Source organism: Flavobacterium sp. FlaQc-48, from assembly GCF_044007335.1.
In the GTDB taxonomy this organism is placed as follows: domain Bacteria; phylum Bacteroidota; class Bacteroidia; order Flavobacteriales; family Flavobacteriaceae; genus Flavobacterium.
Genome location: NZ_JBIPCR010000001.1, coordinates 753733 through 774229, shown reverse-complemented (window position 1 = coordinate 774229; position 20497 = coordinate 753733). Strand labels below are relative to the sequence as shown.

At 33.5% G+C, this 20497-nt stretch carries 16 protein-coding genes and 1 rRNA gene; 11 read left to right on the top strand and 6 right to left on the bottom strand.

The window, feature by feature from the left end; translation table 11 throughout:
- Nucleotides 1-181: 181 nt before the first annotated feature.
- Nucleotides 182-291: ribosomal RNA gene (gene rrf, locus ACHRWY_RS03370) — 5S ribosomal RNA — on the top strand.
- Between the two features lie 699 nt (nucleotides 292-990).
- On the top strand, nucleotides 991-1422 hold the full coding sequence (locus ACHRWY_RS03365; protein WP_395352486.1) for a nuclear transport factor 2 family protein: 432 nt from the start codon (nucleotides 991-993) through the stop codon (nucleotides 1420-1422).
- Between the two features lie 5 nt (nucleotides 1423-1427).
- Here ACHRWY_RS03365 and nth read toward each other — a convergent pair whose 3' ends face one another.
- The gene (gene nth, locus ACHRWY_RS03360; protein ID WP_395352484.1) at nucleotides 1428-2072 is read right to left on the bottom strand and encodes an endonuclease III domain-containing protein; all 645 of its coding nucleotides are present in this window, start codon (nucleotides 2070-2072) and stop codon (nucleotides 1428-1430) included.
- Between the two features lie 44 nt (nucleotides 2073-2116).
- Nucleotides 2117-2983 carry an alpha/beta fold hydrolase gene (locus ACHRWY_RS03355; RefSeq protein WP_395352482.1) on the bottom strand — a complete coding sequence of 289 codons (867 nt, stop codon included), beginning with the start codon at nucleotides 2981-2983 and terminating at the stop codon, nucleotides 2117-2119.
- A gap of 139 nt (nucleotides 2984-3122) precedes the next feature.
- Here ACHRWY_RS03355 and ACHRWY_RS03350 point away from each other — a divergent pair, with 139 nt between their 5' ends.
- The 6 genes from ACHRWY_RS03350 (at nucleotide 3123) to ACHRWY_RS03325 (ending at nucleotide 12766) form a co-directional block, all read left to right on the top strand.
- Nucleotides 3123-4550 (top strand): glycogen synthase, encoded by a 1428-nt coding sequence (locus tag ACHRWY_RS03350; protein WP_395352480.1) that lies wholly within the window; start codon nucleotides 3123-3125, stop codon nucleotides 4548-4550.
- On the top strand, nucleotides 4540-5820 hold the full coding sequence (locus ACHRWY_RS03345; RefSeq protein ID WP_395352478.1) for a glucose-1-phosphate adenylyltransferase: 1281 nt from the start codon (nucleotides 4540-4542) through the stop codon (nucleotides 5818-5820). The genes ACHRWY_RS03350 and ACHRWY_RS03345 overlap by 11 nt, the downstream gene beginning before the upstream one ends.
- A gap of 36 nt (nucleotides 5821-5856) precedes the next feature.
- The gene (glgB, locus tag ACHRWY_RS03340) at nucleotides 5857-7761 is read left to right on the top strand and encodes a 1,4-alpha-glucan branching protein GlgB (RefSeq protein WP_395352476.1); all 1905 of its coding nucleotides are present in this window, start codon (nucleotides 5857-5859) and stop codon (nucleotides 7759-7761) included.
- A 204-nt stretch (nucleotides 7762-7965) separates the two neighbouring features.
- Nucleotides 7966-10365, top strand: coding sequence for a glycoside hydrolase family 31 protein (locus ACHRWY_RS03335; RefSeq protein WP_395352474.1), 2400 nt, complete (start codon nucleotides 7966-7968; stop codon nucleotides 10363-10365).
- An 85-nt stretch (nucleotides 10366-10450) separates the two neighbouring features.
- The gene (locus ACHRWY_RS03330) at nucleotides 10451-11263 is read left to right on the top strand and encodes a M48 family metallopeptidase (protein WP_395352472.1); all 813 of its coding nucleotides are present in this window, start codon (nucleotides 10451-10453) and stop codon (nucleotides 11261-11263) included.
- Between the two features lie 174 nt (nucleotides 11264-11437).
- Entirely contained in the window at nucleotides 11438-12766 is a 1329-nt protein-coding gene (locus ACHRWY_RS03325) for an MFS transporter (protein ID WP_395352470.1), read from the top strand.
- An 83-nt stretch (nucleotides 12767-12849) separates the two neighbouring features.
- On the opposite strand, the gene ACHRWY_RS03320 is transcribed toward ACHRWY_RS03325, so the two are convergent.
- The 4 genes from ACHRWY_RS03320 to ACHRWY_RS03305 form a co-directional block, all read right to left on the bottom strand.
- Nucleotides 12850-13584, bottom strand: coding sequence for a head GIN domain-containing protein (locus tag ACHRWY_RS03320; RefSeq protein WP_395352468.1), 735 nt, complete (start codon nucleotides 13582-13584; stop codon nucleotides 12850-12852).
- A 40-nt stretch (nucleotides 13585-13624) separates the two neighbouring features.
- The gene (locus tag ACHRWY_RS03315; RefSeq protein WP_395352466.1) at nucleotides 13625-14683 is read right to left on the bottom strand and encodes a hypothetical protein; all 1059 of its coding nucleotides are present in this window, start codon (nucleotides 14681-14683) and stop codon (nucleotides 13625-13627) included.
- Complete coding sequence (locus ACHRWY_RS03310; RefSeq protein ID WP_395352464.1) at nucleotides 14667-15203, bottom strand: anti-sigma factor; 537 nt, start codon at nucleotides 15201-15203, stop codon at nucleotides 14667-14669. Before ACHRWY_RS03310 ends, ACHRWY_RS03315 begins: the two co-directional genes overlap by 17 nt.
- Nucleotides 15204-15291: 88 nt before the next feature.
- Nucleotides 15292-15846, bottom strand: a complete 555-nt coding sequence (locus tag ACHRWY_RS03305; protein WP_395352462.1) for an RNA polymerase sigma factor — start codon at nucleotides 15844-15846, stop codon at nucleotides 15292-15294.
- Between the two features lie 284 nt (nucleotides 15847-16130).
- Between ACHRWY_RS03305 and lon the strand changes: the two genes are divergently transcribed.
- The 3 genes from lon to ACHRWY_RS03290 all read left to right on the top strand — a co-directional run bounded on the left by lon (nucleotide 16131) and on the right by ACHRWY_RS03290 (nucleotide 20374).
- Complete coding sequence (gene lon / locus ACHRWY_RS03300; RefSeq protein WP_395352460.1) at nucleotides 16131-18584, top strand: endopeptidase La; 2454 nt, start codon at nucleotides 16131-16133, stop codon at nucleotides 18582-18584.
- Nucleotides 18585-18747: 163 nt separating this feature from the next.
- The gene (porQ, locus tag ACHRWY_RS03295; protein WP_395352458.1) at nucleotides 18748-19767 is read left to right on the top strand and encodes a type IX secretion system protein PorQ; all 1020 of its coding nucleotides are present in this window, start codon (nucleotides 18748-18750) and stop codon (nucleotides 19765-19767) included.
- A 4-nt stretch (nucleotides 19768-19771) separates the two neighbouring features.
- A complete protein-coding gene (locus ACHRWY_RS03290) occupies nucleotides 19772-20374 on the top strand; it encodes a murein L,D-transpeptidase catalytic domain-containing protein (RefSeq protein ID WP_395352456.1) in 603 nt (200 codons plus the stop codon).
- Nucleotides 20375-20497 lie beyond the last annotated feature (123 nt).

The following is a 20497-nucleotide window of genomic DNA, read 5'->3' as shown; positions in this document are numbered from 1 at the left end:
CTTTTCCTCCCGAGCAATCGGGAGGAAGAAACTTTCTAAAAATACTAAATAAAAATACTTTTCTTTATCTCAGTATGTTAAGATATTTGCCCGTCGCGGGCAGTCTTTTAGTCAAAAGATAAAAGTCATAAAGTCGAAAGTCTTTATAACTTTAAGACCTTAGACTTTAGACTAACAACCTTAAGGTGGTTATTGCGGCGGGGCTCACCTCTTCCCATCCCGAACAGAGTAGTTAAGCCCGCCTGCGCAGATGGTACTGCAGTTATGTGGGAGAGTATGTCGTCGCCTTTCTTTTAAAAACCCTGTTTCTAACGAAACGGGGTTTTTTGTTTTCTATGGGTTTGTGATTTAACGGCAAGGTGCGCAAGGTTTAACTTTAAAGCTTTGCGAACTTTGCGGTTTTACTTTGCGGTAAAAAAAAAAACTATTTATCACAATTATGACCATAGATTGTGCGCTCCCATGCTTGAAACCACTGCCAACGTTTACGAAATTCTATAAATCGCCTGGCAAGCTTTTGCAGGCGTAATATTTTGGGATTTTTAAAATTTGGATTTTCTTTTAAAAATAATACTTCTCTTTATTTGTGGCTGCGTTAGGGATGGCAGCGGTATCCTTTTGCGATATCCTAATCCCCTTGGTCTTAAACAAAACCACTCTCGCAAAAGATTTAGCGTACAGCCCGGCCCGGAGGGAAACGCCAAAAATAATATGATAAGGATAGATTCTGTTAAAATACAATCAATTCCTATAACTGTTTTGTTTGATATAAAATTGTGTTTTTTAAGCACAAAATTGGCAAGCTGAGAATCCGTTATTTGAAAAGTATTTAGGATTTACCCCGATAAATGGATTCTCAGAGAAGTAATAATAGAGTTTTTAAATTCCTTTTTATTCTAAAATGAAATTATAAATTATCTGGTGGAATGAATGATAATTTTTTTTAGTTTTGAATTTATATTAGATTCGTACTTCTAATTTATCAGTATTATGAAACTTCACATTATAATTTTATTTCTTTTAGGACTTTCTGTTAATGCTCAGAAACAAGATGTTCAGAAAAGTATTGAAATCTTTTTTGAAGGATTTCATGAAAAAGATACGCTAAAGATGCAATCAGTTTGCTCTTCAGGAATTATTTTACAATCTATTAGTGAAAGCATTTCTAAGGGAAATAAACTATCAGATGAAAGTTCAGAGAAATTTTACAGATCTATCGCCTCAATTCCGTCAAGTACAAAATTTCAGGAGAAAATCTTAAGTTATACTATTCAAATTGATGGTTCAATGGCTCATGTCTGGGCTCCATATGAATTTTATTTGAGTAACAAATTGAGTCATTCAGGTGTAAATACCTTTACTTTGTTTAAAGATAATAATATATGGAAGATTATTTATTTGATTGATACCAGAAGGAAATAATCTTTTTAGATTACTTCCGTGAGATAATAATGGCAAATGTCAGTTAACAAACATTCTTCACATTTTGGTTTTGGCCTGCAGGTTTCTCTTCCTAAGAAAGAAATTGCCATTCCAATTTCTGACCAAATATTTTTTGGCAACACTTGCATGAGATCTTTTTCTATTTTATTTCCGTCTTTGCTTTCTTTTACAATTCCAATTCTGGGGGCTACACGAATAACATGTAAATCTGCGATAATACCTTCAGCAGGTTTGTTAGTTTCCCTTAAAATAACATTGGCTGATTTTCTGCCAACCCCTTTTAATGCTGTTAAGCTTTGCATTGTTAAAGGAATAGCGTCATCGTTTTTGATGGTTTTAGCAATTTCCAGAAGCCATTCTGCTTTCGTTGGATAGTTTCTAACCTTACTAATATATGTTTTGAATGTTTCGGAATCAGTTTTAGATAAACTAGTAAGTGTTGGGAATTTAGCAAACAATGCAGGAGCAATAGTATTGATATTAGCATCTGAATCCTGGGCTGACAAAACTACCATCACTAATAATTGATAGGTATTTTGATACTCTAAAGGATGTTTTTTACCCTTATACTTTTTCAAAATGGGTTTTAACTTAGTTTCCCAATTAGATGTTTCTCCAAATAAATCCATTTTTATTTTTTTTATTGAATAGTAAAAATATAACTATCACAAAATTAGATACTTTTGATGAATTCAGTGATTTTTTTGATAACATTTTGATTTCCCAGAATTTTTCTGTGACCCAAACCATGAGTTATAAATAAGCTTCCATTTTCTAAATGTTCTTTGATATGGATTCCAGCTTTTACAGCAACCTCCGGATCATCTTCATCATGAATAACTAAAACAGGAATTTTAACTTTTTGAGCTGCAACATAGGCTGAATAATCATTCATCTTTATTTGATATTTGTTTTCAAACTGATCACGTAAACGGGTACTTATTTTTGAATTTAAACCCAATTTTGCAATAAATTCGTCCAGAATATCCTGTACAATATCTCCGCTGCCAATTATAATAGCTTTCTTTACCTGTAAACCATCTTTTATAGCATTGAGAACAGACATTCCTCCTAATGAATGTCCGATAGCAATTTCAAAAGGCCCAAACTGTTTTTCGATTTCCAGAATAGAATAAATAAAGTCAGACATTATAGTCGTTTTTCCTTGCGATTTTCCATGTGCAGGGGCATCAAAACTAATAGTGGCATATCCGTCTTTTAATAACTCGTCGGCTATTTTAAATAACTGAGTTCCACGCCCTGACCATCCGTGAACTAATAAGATTTTACGATCACTCTTTCCATATTCATAAACCACTACGTTTTTTTGAATAGCAGGAACAAAAATTGTTTTTTGTGTGCTGTTGCGATCCATTTCCAATTCTCTTTTTGGAACCTTATGTTTTATAGGTGTTGTAAATAATCTGGCAGCATAGGAGGTAACTAGTTTCGTCGAAATTAAAGCGCATATTTTACAGGATAGTACTATAAACTGTGGAATTTTTAAAGATTGTGTAGGATTGTTAACCTTTTTTGCCATATCACTAATTTTTTTTTGAAGCCTTAATTTCACTTATTTTTTCCTAAATTTAGGAAACATAAAAGTAGCATATTAAGAGATGTTTACTGTAAAAAATGATTCAAAGTTTAGTTTTAATAATACGTTTATAAATTCTTCAATGGAAATATTTCATATCAGCGCAGAATGTTATCCTATGGCAAAAGTAGGCGGTCTTGCCGATGTTGTTGGGGCATTACCTAAATATCAAGCAAATGCAGGTCATAAAGCAAGAGTTGTTGTGCCTTGTTATGATACCCAATTCCGAAAAGAGAATGATTTTGAATGTGTTCACTGGGGAACTGTTAAATTAGGGAATTTTGATTTCCCTTTTAGTATTTTAAAAGAAAGCACAGATAAGCTTGGGTATGAATTGTATCTCGTAGAAATTGATGAATTGTTTAATCGCCCAAATGTCTATGGATATGAAGATGATATAGAGCGTTTTTTGTCTTTTCAGATTGCAACATTAGATTGGATATTGGCCCGAAATACAATTCCGGATGTTATCAATTGCCATGATCATCATACGGGAGTAATTCCGTTTTTGGTAAAGTATGCTTATAAGTACGAAAGTTTGCGGACTATAAGAACTGTTATTACCATTCATAATGGCTTATATCAGGGTTGGTTTGGTTTTGATAAATTGCATTATCTGCCGGAATTTGATTTGATGCATGTTGGATTTTTGGAGTGGGATCATTCTATTAATTCTTTGGCTGTAGGAATTAAATGCGCTCATGCGGTAACAACGGTTTCTCCGAGTTATCTGGATGAAATTAACCATTCAGCAAATGGCTTGGAATCTTTATTTAATTCAGTTCGCAGCAAATCAAAAGGAATTTTAAACGGAATTGATTTTGAAGTTTGGGATCCTGCTAAAGATCAAATGATTTCAGAAAATTATTCTATAGATGGTTTTGAAATCGGTAAGCAAAAGAATAAAGAGAAATTATGCGAACAATTTGAGTTAGACGCAACAAAACCTTTGTTTAGTTTTATTGGGCGTCTATTTGAAGAAAAAGGCGGTGATTTATTGCCCCACGCTTCCGCACTTGCATTGTCTGAAAATTTCGCAAATATTAACATCCTGATTCTGGGTTCAGGAAATGCTGTCATAGAAGAGCAGTTAACTCAATTGCGAAAGGATTATAATGGAAATTATAATGTTTTTATTGGTTATAACGAACAATTAGCACATTTGATTTATGCTGGTTCAGATTACATATTAATGCCATCAAGAGTTGAACCTTGTGGTTTAAATCAGATGTATGCTTTGAGGTATGGTACAGTTCCAATTGTAAGGAGAACTGGAGGTTTACGTGATACTGTAATTGATTTTGGCGATGATGGAAATGGAATTTGTCATGATCAGGCGTCCGTTGGTGATATTTGTTATTCTATAAATCGTGCTGTTAAGTTGTATAATGATAAAGTAAATTTTAATAAAATAGTAAAAAAAGGAATGGCAACAGATCATTCCTGGGAAAGTGTGTGCCAAGAATACATCGAGATATACAACCTAATAATTGAGAAAAATGAAATTTAAAAAGAAAAATGTAGTTGCTATTATTTTAGGAGGAGGACAAGGATCACGTTTGTTCCCATTAACAGAAACAAGATCAAAACCTGCAGTGCCAATTGGCGGCAAATACCGACTGGTTGATATTCCCATTTCAAATTGTATTAATTCCGATATTTTTAAAATATTTGTCCTGACGCAGTTTAATTCAGCTTCTTTGAATGCACATATCAAAAATACTTTCAATTTTAGTATTTTCAGTCAGTCTTTTGTTGATATTTTGGCAGCTGAGCAAACGCCTGATAATCCAACCTGGTTTCAGGGAACTGCAGATGCCGTTCGTCAATGTATGTCACATTTTCTAAAACACGATTTCGATCATGCCTTAATTCTTTCGGGTGATCAATTGTATCAAATGGATTTTAATGAAATGCTGGAAGCTCATATTGCGGCCAATGCTGAAATTTCTATAGCTACTTTGCCTGTAAACGCTAAGGATGCACCAGAATTTGGAATTCTTAAAACGGATCATGAAAATAATATTCATGCTTTTATCGAAAAACCAGATGCTTCATTATTACCTGAATGGGAATCCGAAGTGAGCAAGCATATGCAGGAAAAAGGTAAAAAATACCTTGCTTCAATGGGAATCTACATTTTTAATAAGCCATTGTTGGAAGAGTTAATGGCAAATCCCGACACAAAAGATTTTGGAAAAGAGATTATTCCCCATGCTGTTGGAAAGCATAAAATTTTAAGTTATCAATACGAAGGATATTGGACAGATATTGGAAATATTGAATCCTTTTTTGAGGCTAACATTGGTTTAACTGCTGATATTCCGGAGTTCAATTTATTTGATAATGAGAATAAAATCTTTACAAGACCAAGATTACTGCCACCATCAAAATTTAGAAATTCTATTATCAATCAATCGTTAATTTCTGAAGGATGTATTATTAATGCCAAAGAAATTAAAAGTTCGGTAATTGGTATCCGTTCCAGAATTGGAGTGGGAACCGTACTTGAAAACTGTTACGTAATGGGGAATGATTTCTATCAGGATCTTGACGAAATGAATCATGAAAGTACGATTAGTAAGATTCATGTTGGAATAGGCGAAAATTGTTTTATAAAAAATGTTTTAGTAGATAAAAATGTTCGTATAGGAAACAATGTTCACATTAACGGTGGCAAGCATTTAGATAATTTTACTAATGAATTGTACAGTATAAAAGACGGAATTGTCGTGATTAAAAAGGGAGTTGTACTCTCAGACAATTTTAGAATCGAATAAAAGAATTAAATTAATGTATTGCCTTAAAAACCAAATATGAATAAAGTAATCACGCATTCTCTATTTACTGATTTTGATATAGATTTGTTTAAAGCCGGAAAGCATTTCAAATTATATGAAAAATTAGGAGCGCATTTAGTTGAAGTTGATGGAGTAAAAGGTGTTTATTTTGCGGTTTGGGCTCCAACTGCACAATCGGTTTCTGTTGTTGGCGATTTTAATTATTGGACACAAGGCGAGCATTTACTGCAAGTGCGTTGGGATTCTTCCGGAATCTGGGAGGGTTTTATCCCCCATATTGAAAAAGGTACATTGTATAAATACAAAATACAATCATCAATTGACGGAATTGTAACAGAAAAGGCAGATCCTTTCTCTTTATATTGCGAAAAGCCGCCGCATACAGCTTCTGTTGTATGGGATTTAAATTATAGCTGGAAAGATGAAAACTGGATGAAGTCCCGAAAAGAAAAAAATGCACTTGATAAGCCTTATTCTGTTTATGAAGTACATTTAGGTTCCTGGAAACGTGGAGATCATAACAGATTTTTGACTTATTTGGAACTTGCAGAAGATTTAGTAAAATATGTAAAGGAAACAGGTTTTACACACGTAGAATTTATGCCGGTTATGGAGTATCCTTATGATCCTTCATGGGGATATCAATTAACCGGATATTTTGCACCAACGTCCCGTTTTGGAAAACCACAGGATTTTATGGTTTTGGTTGATAAATTGCATCAGGCTGGAATTGGGGTCATTTTAGACTGGGTTCCTTCACATTTTCCTGATGACGCGCATGGTTTAGGATTTTTTGATGGTTCACATTTATACGAGCATCCGGATCGCCGAAAAGGGTATCATCCGGACTGGAAAAGTTTAGTTTTTAATTATGGACGAAATGAAGTACGCGCTTTCCTTATTAGTAATGCCGTTTTTTGGCTGCAGCAGTATCACGTAGATGGATTAAGAGTTGATGCAGTCGCTTCGATGCTTTATCTGGATTATTCCCGAAAAGAAGGGGAGTGGGAACCGAATATTTACGGAGGAAGGGAAAATCTGGACACCATTAGTTTTCTTAAAGAATTTAATGAAGTAATCTATGCTAATTTTGATGGAGTTCAGACTATTGCTGAAGAAAGTACTTCTTTTCCTATGGTTTCCAGACCAACATTTACCGGTGGTTTAGGTTTCGGAATGAAATGGATGATGGGCTGGATGCATGATACTTTAAAGTACTTTCAAAAAGAAACTGTCTATAGAAAATACCATCAAAACGATTTGACTTTTTCGATGACGTATGCTTTTACAGAAAATTTTATGTTGCCCTTTTCACATGATGAAGTAGTGTACGGTAAAAAATCTATTGCCAATAAAATGCCTGGAGATGAGTGGCAGAAATTTGCCAACTTAAGGTTGTTGTACGGCTATATGTTTACACATCCCGGAACGAAATTATTGTTTATGGGTTCTGAATTTGGACAAAGTAACGAATGGAATTTTGAAAATAGTCTAGATTGGCATTTGCTTCAGTACGATTATCATTCCGGAGTTAAAAAGTTGATTACAGATTTAAATCAACTTTATAAATCCCGCCCGGCTTTGTATGAAAAACAATTTAGCGGAGAAGGTTTTGAATGGATAAATTATTCCGATCATCAAAATGCTGTTTTGTCTTATATCCGAAAAGGTACTAATTCAAAAGAAGATGTAATTGTCGTTTGTAATTTTACACAAGTGGTAAGAGAGAATTACAGAATAGGAATTCCGAAAAAAGGTAAACTGGAAGAAATTTTTAATAGTGATGCAGTCATTTATGGCGGTAGTGGCATAGAGACCCCAAAATCCTTACAAATAGAATCAATACCTTATGATGGCAGAGATTTTTCAGCCGAATTAATTTTGCCTCCATTGGGTGTCATTGTTTATTCATTCCTGTAAAAGATACAGGAATTATTTTCTACAATATCATTTTATTAGTTTAACGTCCTTAAATTATCGAATTCCTGATTTTTTGAGATGAAATCCAGCACTCATTCAGAAAAAACGTTTTCGTGAATAATCCTTTTATTCATAGAGGTTTATACAGTTTTTTTGTATGTTTGAAATTGAGATTAGCGTTATAAAAATTAAATCATTAGCAATATGATTACAAATACATCATTAGAATACAAAGGAGATTTATATCCATCAAAAATTGTTTCGCATGAGCATGAAGGTGACACAATATTATTTAATACAGACAATAAAGTAATATTAAAAGTAACCATTCTTAGAGACAGCTTAATACGATTTCGTTTTACTACAAAAGGTTATTTTAGTAATGATTTTTCGTATGCAATAGATAAAACGCAGCTTCACGGTTATAATTTTCTTGAACTGACCGAGGAAGAAACTTATTTTCAGATCAGAACCAGTAAAGTAAAATGCAAAATTCAGAAGGCAGATCTTCGTTTGTCTATTTATGATTTAAATGATCTTTTAATTTTGGAAGATGAACTTGGTTTTCACTGGGAAGAAAGTTATGAGTATGGTGGTAATATCGTAAAAATGAGTAAATCTTCGAAAGATGGAGAATGTTTTTACGGTTTAGGTGACAAAGCCACTCAAATGAATTTAAAAGGCAAAAGAGTTGAAAATTTTGCTACAGATCAATATGCTTATCAAAAAGAACAAGATCCATTATATAAAGTAGTTCCTTTTTATATAGGCTTGCAAAACAAACAGTCCTACGGGATTTTCTTTGATAATACTTTTAGGACTTTCTTTGATTTCTGTCAGGAAAGAAGAAATGTGACCAGTTTTTGGGCAGAAGGAGGAGAAATGAATTATTATTTCATTTACGGGCCACAAATGCAGGATGTTGTAACGACTTATACAGATTTGACCGGTAAACCGGAACTGCCGCCACTTTGGGTTTTAGGGTATCATCAATGCAAATGGAGTTATTATCCGGAAAGCAAAGTAAAGGAAATTACGTCGAAATTTAGAGAACTCAAAATTCCGTGTGATGCCATTTATCTGGATATTGATTATATGGAAGGTTTTCGATGTTTTACATGGAATAAAAACTATTTTCCTGACCCCAAAAGAATGGTTGCCGAATTAGCTGAAGATGGTTTTAAAACCGTTGTGATTATTGATCCGGGAATCAAAATTGATAAAGATTATTGGGTTTATCAGGAAGCTTTAGAGAAAGATTATTTTTGCAAAAGAGCAGATGGACCTTATATGAAAGGAAAAGTCTGGCCAGGCGAATGTAATTTTCCGGATTATACAAATCCCGTAGTTAGAGAATGGTGGGCAGGATTATTTAAAGAATTAATTTCAGATATTGGCGTAAAAGGTGTTTGGAATGATATGAATGAACCAGCCGTTATGGAAGTCCCAAATAAAACTTTCCCAATGGATGTTCGTCATGTTTATGACGGAAATCCTTGTAGTCACAGGAAGGCTCATAATATTTACGGAACGCAAATGGCGAGAGCGACTTATCATGGCGTAAAACGTTTTGCTTATCCTAAACGACCTTTTGTAATTACAAGATCTGCCTATTCAGGAGCGCAACGTTATACCTCTTCCTGGACTGGAGACAATGTAGCAACCTGGGAGCATTTATGGATTGCCAATATTCAGGTACAGCGAATGTCGATTTCAGGAATGGGCTTTACCGGTTCTGATATTGGAGGTTTTGCAGAACAGCCCACTGGAGAATTGTATGCACGCTGGATTCAGTTAGGTGTTTTTCATCCTTTTTGCAGAACACACTCTTCAGGAGATCATGGTAATCAGGAACCATGGGCGTTCGATGAAGAAGTGATTAATATTACCCGCAAATTTGTGAGTTTACGTTATCAGTTACTCCCTTACTTATACACCATGTTCTGGCAGTATATTGAAGAAGGAATACCAATGTTAAAACCTTTGGTATATTATGATCAGGACGATACACAAACACATTATCGTAATGATGAATTCATTTTTGGAAATCAAATTTTAGTGTGCCCAATACTTGAACCTAATGCTATAGGCAGACGTATGTATATTCCAAGAGGTGAGTGGTATAACTATTGGACAAATGAGTTTTCTACAGGAGGAAGAGAGGTTTGGGTAGATACCAAATTTGACGAAATTCCGGTTTTCGTAAAAGCTGGTGCCATTATTCCAAAATATCCTGTTCAGCAATATGTTGGTGAATTAGAGTTTGATGAATTAACTCTTGATTTGTATTTCAAACATGGTAAAGAAAAATCGGTAGTATATGAAGATGCGCAAGACGGTTATGATTATAAAAAAGGACGTTATAGCTTTTTATCTTTCAGAACAATAGGAAAAGAAAAAGAACTTATTGTACAATTACATAAAGATGGAAAATTTGATACGCCTTATACTAAATATAAAATCAACTTGATCGGATTGCCTTTTAAAGTTTCTGAAATCGAAATAGATAATGAAAAAGTATTATTTGATCAAATTGCCTTTGAAGAAAATAAATTCTTAATCGTTGATAAAGAGTTTAATGAACTTCATATTATTGGCGAATAAATAAATTCTGATAAATTTTAAGAAAATTATATAAAAATTAAAAATAATAATATTTGTATTTTTGTGTGTTGTTAATATCAAAATCATGAAAAAACATTTAATAATTGGACTTTTTACAGCTGTGTTAGTTTATAGTTGTGCAACAAATCCCGTTACCGGAAAGAAAAATTTAAACTTTGTTTCAAATAGCGAATTATTTCCTTCTTCGTTTCAGCAATATAGTCAGTTTATATCTGAAAATAAGGTGATAACCGGAACAACAGACGCTAAATTGGTAGAGAATGTTGGGATTAAAATTAGAAAAGCTGCAGAAAAATATTTAACTTTTTTAGGGCAATCTCAATATCTAAACGATTATCGTTGGGAATATAAACTTGTCGATAACAAAGAAGTTAATGCGTGGTGTATGCCAGGAGGAAAAATAGTAGTGTATTCCGGAATTTTGCCGGTAACACAAAATGAATCAGGTTTAGCTACCGTTATGGGACATGAAGTATCACATGCATTAGCCAATCATGGTGCTCAAAGAATGAGTGCTGCACAATTACAGCAAATTGGCGGAGCAGCTTTGGATGCAGCTACAAGTACTAAATCTGAATCAACCAGACAAATATTTGCACAAGCCTACGGAGTAGGTTCTGAAGTAGGAGTAATGCTTCCTTTTAGCAGAAGCAACGAAAGTGAAGCTGATAAAATAGGATTGACCCTTATGGCAATTGCGGGTTATAATCCAGATGATGCTATTGCATTCTGGAGTAGAATGTCTGCAAAATCAGGCGCTGCAGGAACACCGGAGTTTATGAGTACGCACCCTTCTGATGCGACAAGAATTGCAAATTTAAAAGCTTTAATTCCAGAGGCTAAAGCCACGGCACTTAAAGTTGGGATTATTAAATAAAGAGAATAAAATAATTAAAATATAATTTCAAAAGCTATCCATTTCAGGATGGCTTTTTTTGTGCAAAATAATGGTGGAGAATGTTGATAATTTATTAATATACTATTTATTAAAATTCTATTTGATTATGATAAAAATTAGATAAATTCGTAGCCTGTTAACAAAACCATATCTATGAAAGATTTACAAAAAGGAGATAAAAAATTATTAAATGCGTGGGCTTTTTATGATTGGGCCAATTCAGTTTATCCCCTTACTATTGCATCAGCGGTATTCCCTATTTTTTATGAATCCTTATTTGCAGAACGTGACCATTATATTGATTTTTTTGGATTGCACTTAAAAAACTCAGCTTTAATTAGTTTTACCACTGCCGTAGCATTTTTGGTTGTTTCGTTTACCTCTCCATTCTTATCCGGAATTGCGGATTATGTGGGAAACAAAAAATCATTCATGAAATTTTTCTGTTACGTAGGAGCTTTATCCTGTATTGGTTTATACTGGTTCGATCTTGAAAATATTTATATCGGATTACTCTTTTATTTTTTTGGACTTATTGGATACTGGGGAAGCTTAGTATTTTATAATTCTTATTTGCCGGATATTGCCTTTGAAGAGCAACAGGATAAAATTAGCGCCAAAGGATATTCATTAGGATATATAGGAAGTGTTATTTTGTTGATTATCAATTTGGCGATGATTATGAAGCCAGAGGTTTTTGGTATTGTTGGAAATGAAAGAGAAGGAGCTGCAAAAATTGCCATGAGATATTCTTTTGTTATGGTAGGAATTTGGTGGATCATATTTAGCCAGTATACGTACTATTACTTGCCAAAAGGACGCAAAAAATCTAGTAAAAAAATATCTAAAGATGTCATATTTAATGGCTTTAAAGAACTAAAGAAAGTTTGGGCATTATTGCAAGAAAATATTCCGTTAAAGCGTTATTTGGGAGGTTTTTTTGTTTCCAGTATGGCGGTACAAACTGTAATGCTGGTAGCCACTTATTTTGGAGCACAGGAAATTCAGTGGTCATCAAAAGAAGAAAGTACTATCGGGTTGATTATTTGTATTTTATTGATACAGTTAGTCGCTATACTTGGCGCTGTTTTGACTTCTAGAGCATCTGCAAAATTTGGTAATATCCCAACATTGATCGTTATAAATGCTGTTTGGGTCGTATTTTGTATAATTGTTTATTTCATTTCATTACCGATACATTTTTATGTAATGGCTACTATAGCCGGATTAGTAATGGGAGGAATTCAGGCTTTGTCCCGTTCTACTTATTCAAAATTATTACCCGAAACAGAAGATACTGCATCATTCTTTAGCTTTTATGATGTAGCAGAAAAAATAGGAATTGTAATAGGCATGTGTGTTTACGGGATTATCGATCAAATTACAGGAAGCCCGCGTTCAGCCATTGTAGTTTTAGGTATTTTCTTTATAACCGCTATTTTTCTATTAAGAAGGATACCAAAAAAAGGCACTTTAAATTAATAAAGCGCCTTTTTTGGATTTTAAGTTATCACAATGTGATAAGCTTATTGATTTTGATTGATGATGATTTTAGTTCTTTCGAATTAAGCTTTCGAGATATTTCCTGATCCGGAAACTTTTACATCTCTTTTTTCAGGATTTCCGCTGTATTTTATGTTTCCTGAACCTGAAACCCTGGCCGTTAAGCTTTCGTTGCAAGTAACACGGCTATTTCCTGATCCTGACACATTCACATCAACATTTTTTGATTTTAAATTTACAGCATCAATTGCTCCTGAACCTGAAAGTTTTGTGGTAAAATTAGTAGTAGTTCCTTTTAAGTGTACATTTCCTGAACCACTTAAATTAAGGTCTAAAGCATTTGTATCTACAGCTAAATTAAATTTTCCTGATCCTGACAGTTTAACTAGAAATTTATCATTTTTAATAACATCTTTCGATTGAATGTTTCCTGACCCTGACAAATTCAGTTCTGAAATTTTCTCAAAAGGAATAGTGATCAGAATCTTTTTTCCAATACGAGGCCGGATACCGGCTCCTTTTTCAATGTAAATTTTCAATGTATTATCTTCTACTTCAACCTTTACGGAAGATATTAGATTTTCGTCTCCTTTAATAATGATTTTACCTTCTTTACCCGCTACTAAATCCACATCAAAAGAACCGGATACTTTTATTAAATCATAATCAGGCGTAGTTCTTGTTTCAGAAACTACATTGCCATTTCCTTTGATTGTATTATTTGAGGACCATTGTGCACTTCCAATAAAGCTTATTAATAATGCGCCTAAAACGAATAATTGAATTGTTTTTTTCATTGTTTTGATTGATCTGATTATTATTTGATTGATTTAACTTTTATTTTTTGATTAATGTTACATTCCCGTAGTTAGAGGTAATGATTACTTTATTCTGCCCTTTTTTCTTGTTATAGCCACTTATCTTTTTCGAACTACTTTTGATTTCACTGACTAAAACATCTAAAGAACTATCATTTTTTATGTTTCCGTATTTCGTATTAATATCAAAATCAAAAGCAAAGTTGGCATTATAACCTAAAGAGATATTGGTATACCCTGTATTAATATTGACATTCTTTGATTTTTCAGTCATTGATTCTACGTTTAATTTAGAATAGGTACCATCAATAGTTAAGTTGTTCGAAATTTCAGCAATAGCTATTGTTAAGTAATTACTGGTACCCACAAGCGAATTTATTTTTTGAAATTTAAAGCTGCCGTAATTACCTTTGCATTTAATATTTTGACCTTCCTGTAAAGACACATCCGTATAATTTGCATCAAGATTTAAATTTCCTGCTTCATTTATTTTTATTCCGGAATAGCGCGCTTCAATGCTTCCGTTTTTGATATAGTCAATGCTTGAGTTCTGGCTATATCCAATTTCGATTCTATTACTGTCACCGTTAAGTTTCCCTAATATAATTTTTCCATATTTACAGGAAATGTCAGTGGTCGATTCTAAATTGACCGTTGTAATATTCCCATATTTGTTATTAAGTTTTACAGTTCCGTTTTTAGGGATTTTAATAACATAATTGATTTCAAAACTATTGCTGCTTCCTTTGCTTTTCAGAGAAGAGTTGCCTATGTTGGTAATGGCCGAAACTAAAGATTTAAGAGCAGTAATATCTACGTCAATACTGCTTAACCTTTCGTTTACCCAATTTTCATTTGCACCCGAAACTTTAATGGTGATGTCTAAGTCAATTTTGTTTTCATCCCAGGTACTTACTGTGATGTTTCCATATTTATTATCGATATCGATTCCCGCAGTTGAATTAACGATAAAAGTCTTTTTTATGTTTTTTTCTTTGGCAACAAAAGTATCATCATTTGAGAATCCTAAAAATGGAATCAAAATGAATAAAATGAGTATGTTATAATGTTTTTTCATTGGTGGTATTTTTAAATTTTTCGTTTTCTTCAATACGTTGCAAAACCGTTTGTAAAAATGAGATTCGGGTTTGCAGATTGCTAATCATGGCATAAATAATTTGTTTGTTTTCGCCATTCTTTTGAACTTCTTTTAGGATTTTTGTATAATCTGCATCAAAAACCTTCATTTGTTTTAAAGCATCATTTATAATTTGTTCATTTTCGGGCGAACTTTTTTCTTTTAATTTAACTAGTTCATTATCAATTAAAATGCTAAAAATCGAATCGGTTCTTTGGGTTTCTTTTGATGCAAATTTGAATTCTTTAGGTTTCTGTGCATTGTTGTAAAATAAAGACACACCCAGCAATACGACAATTGAAGCAGCAATTGCCCATACCGCATAATTTTTTTTCTTTGGCTGTTTTCTGTTTAGCTTAGTTAAGAAATCAACCTGATGATCGGAACTCATTTCCTGCACATCCCATTGATTTTCAAATTTTTCAAATAATTGATCTAAATCGTCATTTTCCTTTTTCATATATCTAACATTTATTTTTTAAGTGGCGATAGAAAGCATGTCTTTTCGCTTGTTTTTTGTGCGCACAAAATTCCAGTTGATGACTGTTTCATATTTCCTCTAGTTTTTTTCTTAAACTGTCCTTTGCTCTGCTTAGCGTGGTCCGGCAATTAGCATAACTAATGTTTAGAATTTCGCTAATTTCTTCCTGATCATAACCTTCAATATAAAAAAGAGTCAAAACCATACGATAATTATCTTTCAGGCTTAGGATGGTATCTAAAACCTGTTTTACTTTTAGCGAATTTAAATCCAGATTTTCAGTAAAAAAACCTTCATTTTCTTCTATTTTATAAAGTGTCTTGCTCAGATCTTCTACCTGAAAAGCGTTATTCTTCTTATAAAAATCAATACTATAATTGATAATTATTTTTTTTAACCATGCTCCAAATGCAACTTCCTGTTTATAGTCATTTATTTTTGTAAAAGCTTTTAGAAAACCTTCCTGCATGACGTCTTGTGCAAAATGTTCATCTTTTACAATGCGATAAGCCACATTGTACATTGCTTTACAGTAACGATTGTAAACTTCGAATTGTGCCTTTTGGTTGTTTTCTTTACAAAGCGCGATTAATTCTTCGATATTTTGGTTAGTTATACTCAAGTAATTGTTGCTAGTTTTTTATAATGACTTTGCTTTTTTTAGTTTGTTACACTTTTGCTAAAAATAATTGTATTTTTTTTGAAAAATAGTTCATTTTGGATATTTATTGATTGGGATGGCTTAATTTCAAAAGAGTCTTTTTGTTTTTGGCATAATGATTGTCTATTTTTACGGCCTGTCTTATAAATAAGTTGTGGCCTTTTATTTTAAACCAAAGGGACATTACCAGACTTGTTTTTTAGATTGATTATGAATTTTAATGACAAAACGACTTATATATTATTATGTCAAACCATAAAATACTTACAATTGACAATCTGTCACTTCAGGAATTCGATTCAGAAGCAGAATTAATTCCATTATTAACTCCAGAGGATGAAGAAGAAATGAACAACGAAGAGCTTCCGCTTTCGTTGCCTATCTTGCCTTTGCGTAATACAGTTTTATTTCCGGGAGTTGTTATTCCTATTTCAGCCGGAAGAGATAAGTCTATCAAATTAATTAATGATGCCAATGCAGGCGGAAAAATTATAGGAGTAGTTTCTCAAATTAATGAAGAAGACGAAGACCCATCAAAAGAGGATATTCATAAAATAGGAACTGTAGCGAGAATTTTGCGTGTTTTAAAAATGCCTGACGGAAATGTTACGGTTATTTTACAAGGTAAAAAACGTTTTGAAATTGATGAAGTGGTTTCAGAAGATCCTTATATCACAGCTACCATCAAAGAAGTTTCAGAAGAACGTCCGGAAGAGAACGATACTGAATTTACGGCTATTTTAGATTCAGTAAAAGAACTGGCGATTCAAATTATCAAAGAAAGCCCAAACATCCCTTCTGAAGCTACTTTTGCGATTAAAAACATTGAAAGCCAGTCGTTTTTGATCAATTTTGTTTCTTCTAATATGAATTTATCCGTAAAAGAAAAACAAGGTTTATTATCCATAAATGGCCTGAAAGACAGAGCGCTTGAAACTTTACGTTATATGAACGTGGAGTTGCAAAAATTAGAATTGAAGAATGATATTCAGTCTAAAGTTCGTTTTGATTTAGACCAGCAACAACGTGAATATTTCCTTCATCAGCAAATGAAAACCATTCAGGAAGAATTGGGTGGCGTTTCGCAGGAGGAAGAAATGGACGAAATGGGGCTGAAGGCGAAAACCAAAAAATGGGACGAAAAAACGCAAAAACATTTCGAAAAAGAATTGTCTAAAATGCGTAGAATGAATCCGCAATCACCTGATTTTGGCATTCAGCGTAACTACTTAGAGTTGTTTCTGGAATTGCCGTGGGGCGAGTACTCTAAAGACAAGTTCGATTTAAAACATGCGCAGAAAATATTAGATAAAGATCATTTTGGACTTGACGAAGTAAAGAAAAGAATGATTGAACATCTGGCTGTTTTAAAACTGCGTAACGATATGAAATCGCCAATTATTTGCCTGACAGGACCTCCGGGAGTGGGTAAAACATCTATTGGCCGTTCTGTGGCAGAAGCTTTAGGACGCGAATATGTTCGTATTTCATTGGGTGGTTTACGTGATGAAGCTGAGATTCGCGGACACAGAAAAACCTATATTGGAGCCATGCCGGGAAGAATTATTCAAAGTTTAAAAAAAGCCGGAACTTCAAATCCTGTATTTATCTTAGATGAAATTGACAAGCTTTCAAGTGGCAACAGCGGTGATCCGTCTTCTGCTTTACTAGAAGTTTTAGATCCGGAACAAAACAATGCTTTTTATGATAATTTCCTCGAAATGGGTTATGATTTGTCAAAAGTGATGTTTATTGCAACTTCAAACAATATGGCGACCATTCAGCCGGCATTGCGTGACAGAATGGAAGTAATTAAGATGTCAGGTTATACAATTGAAGAAAAAGTCGAAATTGCTAAAAGACACCTTTTTCCAAAACAACTGGAAGCTCACGGATTAACCACGAAAGATTTGACAATTGGTAAAAAGCAATTGGAGAAAATTGTAGAAGGTTATACACGTGAATCCGGAGTTCGTAATTTAGAAACTAAAATCGCTCAGGTTATTCGTAACGCTGCCAAATCTGTGGCGATGGAAGAGGAGTACAATAAAAAAGTAACAGACGAAGATATTCTTAAAGTTTTGGGCGTACCAAGACTGGAACGTGATAAATACGAAAACAATGATGTTGCCGGAGTAGTTACAGGTTTAGCCTGGACCAGTGTTGGTGGCGATATTTTGTTTATAGAATCCTTGATTTCTGAAGGAAAAGGTTCTCTGACTATTACCGGAAATCTGGGGAATGTCATGAAAGAATCTGCAACAATTGCATTAGAGTACATTAAAGCCAATGCTAAGAAATTAGGGTTAGATGTGGCATTGTTTCAAAAATACAACATTCATTTGCACGTTCCGGAAGGAGCAACACCAAAGGACGGACCAAGCGCAGGTATCGCAATGCTAACCTCCTTGGTTTCATTGCTGACTCAAAAGAAGGTAAAGAAAAGCTTGGCAATGACCGGAGAAATCACACTTCGCGGAAAAGTTTTGCCGGTTGGAGGAATCAAAGAAAAGATTTTAGCTGCAAAACGTGCCAATATTAAAGAAATCATTTTATGTCACGAAAATAAAAGTGATATTGACGAGATCAAAGCAGAATATCTGGAAGGTTTAACTTTTCACTATGTAAAAGAAATGAGCGAAGTCCTGACTTTAGCTTTGACAGACCAAAGCGTTAAAAATGCAAAAACATTGAAATAAGCTTTAATTAAAAGTTTCAAAATTTAAAATCCGAATTCCAATTTTAGCTACGATTGGAATTTGGATTTTTTTTTGCCGGAATTTAATTTTAATTTTATTTTATAAGTTATATAATTTTATCTTCGCAGTTGCGTTATTCCCATATAGGAATCGCCCCAAAAGCATGTTAAAACGATTTGTTTTACTTTTTTTCATACTGGTTTGCTCGGTTTCTTTCGGACAGATTGGAGGACGTTACACCTATCAATTTCTTAATTTAACGACTTCGCCAAGGCAGGCAGCGTTAGGAGGGAATATAATAACGATTTATGATGAAGATGTTAATCAGGCAATGTCTAATCCGGCAGCTTTAAATGAAGATATGGACAATCACCTCGCGATGAATTATGGCAGTTATTACGGAGAGGCTTCTTATGGAACTGCTTCTTATGCTTATACTTACGACAGACATGTTCAAACATTTTTTGCCGGAGTAAGTTATGTTAATTATGGTTCGTTTGAAGGATATGACGAAAACGGCCAGGCAACTTCAGATTTTACAGGAAGCGAAGGTGCGTTATCACTGGGATACGCTTATAATATTCCTTTTACAGACTTGCATATTGGAGCAAATGCGAAGCTAATAACTTCGACTTTAGAAAGTTATAATTCTATTGGTGGTGCAATTGATGTGGGAATTATGTATCAAATTGAAAAAAATAATGTAAATTTGGCGCTAGTATTTCGTAATATAGGAACTCAGTTTACTACTTATTCAGGAATACAGGAGAATTTGCCCTTTGAAATTACAGCTGGTGTATCGCAAGAATTAGAGCATGTGCCTTTACGTTGGCATCTTTCATTAGAAAATTTGCAACAATGGAACCTCTCTTTTTCTAATCCTGTTCGTGGTGGAACTAATATTGACGGATCGACCAGTAGTGAGAAAGTTTCATTTGTAAATAACGCTTTAAGACATGTTGTTTTTGGTGTGGAACTTTTTCCTCAAAAGGCATTTAATTTACGTTTAGGGTATAATTTCAGAAGAGGTGAAGAATTAAGAGTAGAGGAGCAACGTAATTTTTCAGGAGTTTCATTAGGATTTGGTTTAAAGATGAACAGATTAAAATTTAATTATTCATATTCTAGATATACATTGGCAGCAAATACAAGTCTTTTTGGTTTAATTTTAAATTTTCAATAGTTGTATGAAGATATTTACCCTCTTTTTGTTGATGACTATGGGTGTTTTTACGGGAGCAAAACACTACTATAAAGAAGAGTCTACTATTACCAGCCTAGAAATAGAAAGGATTAATACTAGAGTAAGCGAAATAAGAAACATGATTAGTATTGACCCTAAATACAATACTAAAATCGCCTTTTTTGTCGATATGAGAATACCTTCGGGTAAAAATCGTTTCTTTGTTTACGATCTTGTAAACAATAAAATTTTAGATCAGGGGCTGGTAGCCCACGGATCCGGTTCAGAAACAGGAATAAAAGGGAGTTTGAAATTCAGCAATGAACCTAATTCTAATTGCACGGCATTAGGAAGATATGCAATTGGAAAATGCTATAAAGGCGGATTTGGAAAATCATACAAACTAAGTGGTTTAGACCAAACTAATAATAATGCCTTATCCAGAGCGATTGTTTTGCATTATTACTCTGCTGTTCCTTATGATGAACAGGATTACTATATTAGCAATAGTCACGGATGCCCAATGGTTAATGAACAATTCTTTAAAAGGATAGAAAAGTATATTGACACTTCAAAATCAAATATTATCCTGGATATTTACTACTAGAAAACATTTCAAAGCAGTATTTCCTAATATTTTAAATTACCCATTGAGATAGTTCTAAGTCGTAGAATGTATTCTGCATGGTTTGTTTTACTCTTTTTTTATCTATAACATTTAATCACAAGC

Coding starts and splice junctions, on each gene's coding strand:
- ACHRWY_RS03365 (WP_395352486.1), top strand. CDS start 991: ATGAAACTTCACATTATAATTTTATTTCTTTTAGGACTTTCTGTTAAT.
- nth (WP_395352484.1), bottom strand. CDS start 2,072: ATGGATTTATTTGGAGAAACATCTAATTGGGAAACTAAGTTAAAACCC.
- ACHRWY_RS03355 (WP_395352482.1), bottom strand. CDS start 2,983: ATGGCAAAAAAGGTTAACAATCCTACACAATCTTTAAAAATTCCACAG.
- ACHRWY_RS03350 (WP_395352480.1), top strand. CDS start 3,123: ATGGAAATATTTCATATCAGCGCAGAATGTTATCCTATGGCAAAAGTA.
- ACHRWY_RS03345 (WP_395352478.1), top strand. CDS start 4,540: ATGAAATTTAAAAAGAAAAATGTAGTTGCTATTATTTTAGGAGGAGGA.
- glgB (WP_395352476.1), top strand. CDS start 5,857: ATGAATAAAGTAATCACGCATTCTCTATTTACTGATTTTGATATAGAT.
- ACHRWY_RS03335 (WP_395352474.1), top strand. CDS start 7,966: ATGATTACAAATACATCATTAGAATACAAAGGAGATTTATATCCATCA.
- ACHRWY_RS03330 (WP_395352472.1), top strand. CDS start 10,451: ATGAAAAAACATTTAATAATTGGACTTTTTACAGCTGTGTTAGTTTAT.
- ACHRWY_RS03325 (WP_395352470.1), top strand. CDS start 11,438: ATGAAAGATTTACAAAAAGGAGATAAAAAATTATTAAATGCGTGGGCT.
- ACHRWY_RS03320 (WP_395352468.1), bottom strand. CDS start 13,584: ATGAAAAAAACAATTCAATTATTCGTTTTAGGCGCATTATTAATAAGC.
- ACHRWY_RS03315 (WP_395352466.1), bottom strand. CDS start 14,683: ATGAAAAAACATTATAACATACTCATTTTATTCATTTTGATTCCATTT.
- ACHRWY_RS03310 (WP_395352464.1), bottom strand. CDS start 15,203: ATGAAAAAGGAAAATGACGATTTAGATCAATTATTTGAAAAATTTGAA.
- lon (WP_395352460.1), top strand. CDS start 16,131: ATGTCAAACCATAAAATACTTACAATTGACAATCTGTCACTTCAGGAA.
- porQ (WP_395352458.1), top strand. CDS start 18,748: ATGTTAAAACGATTTGTTTTACTTTTTTTCATACTGGTTTGCTCGGTT.
- ACHRWY_RS03290 (WP_395352456.1), top strand. CDS start 19,772: ATGAAGATATTTACCCTCTTTTTGTTGATGACTATGGGTGTTTTTACG.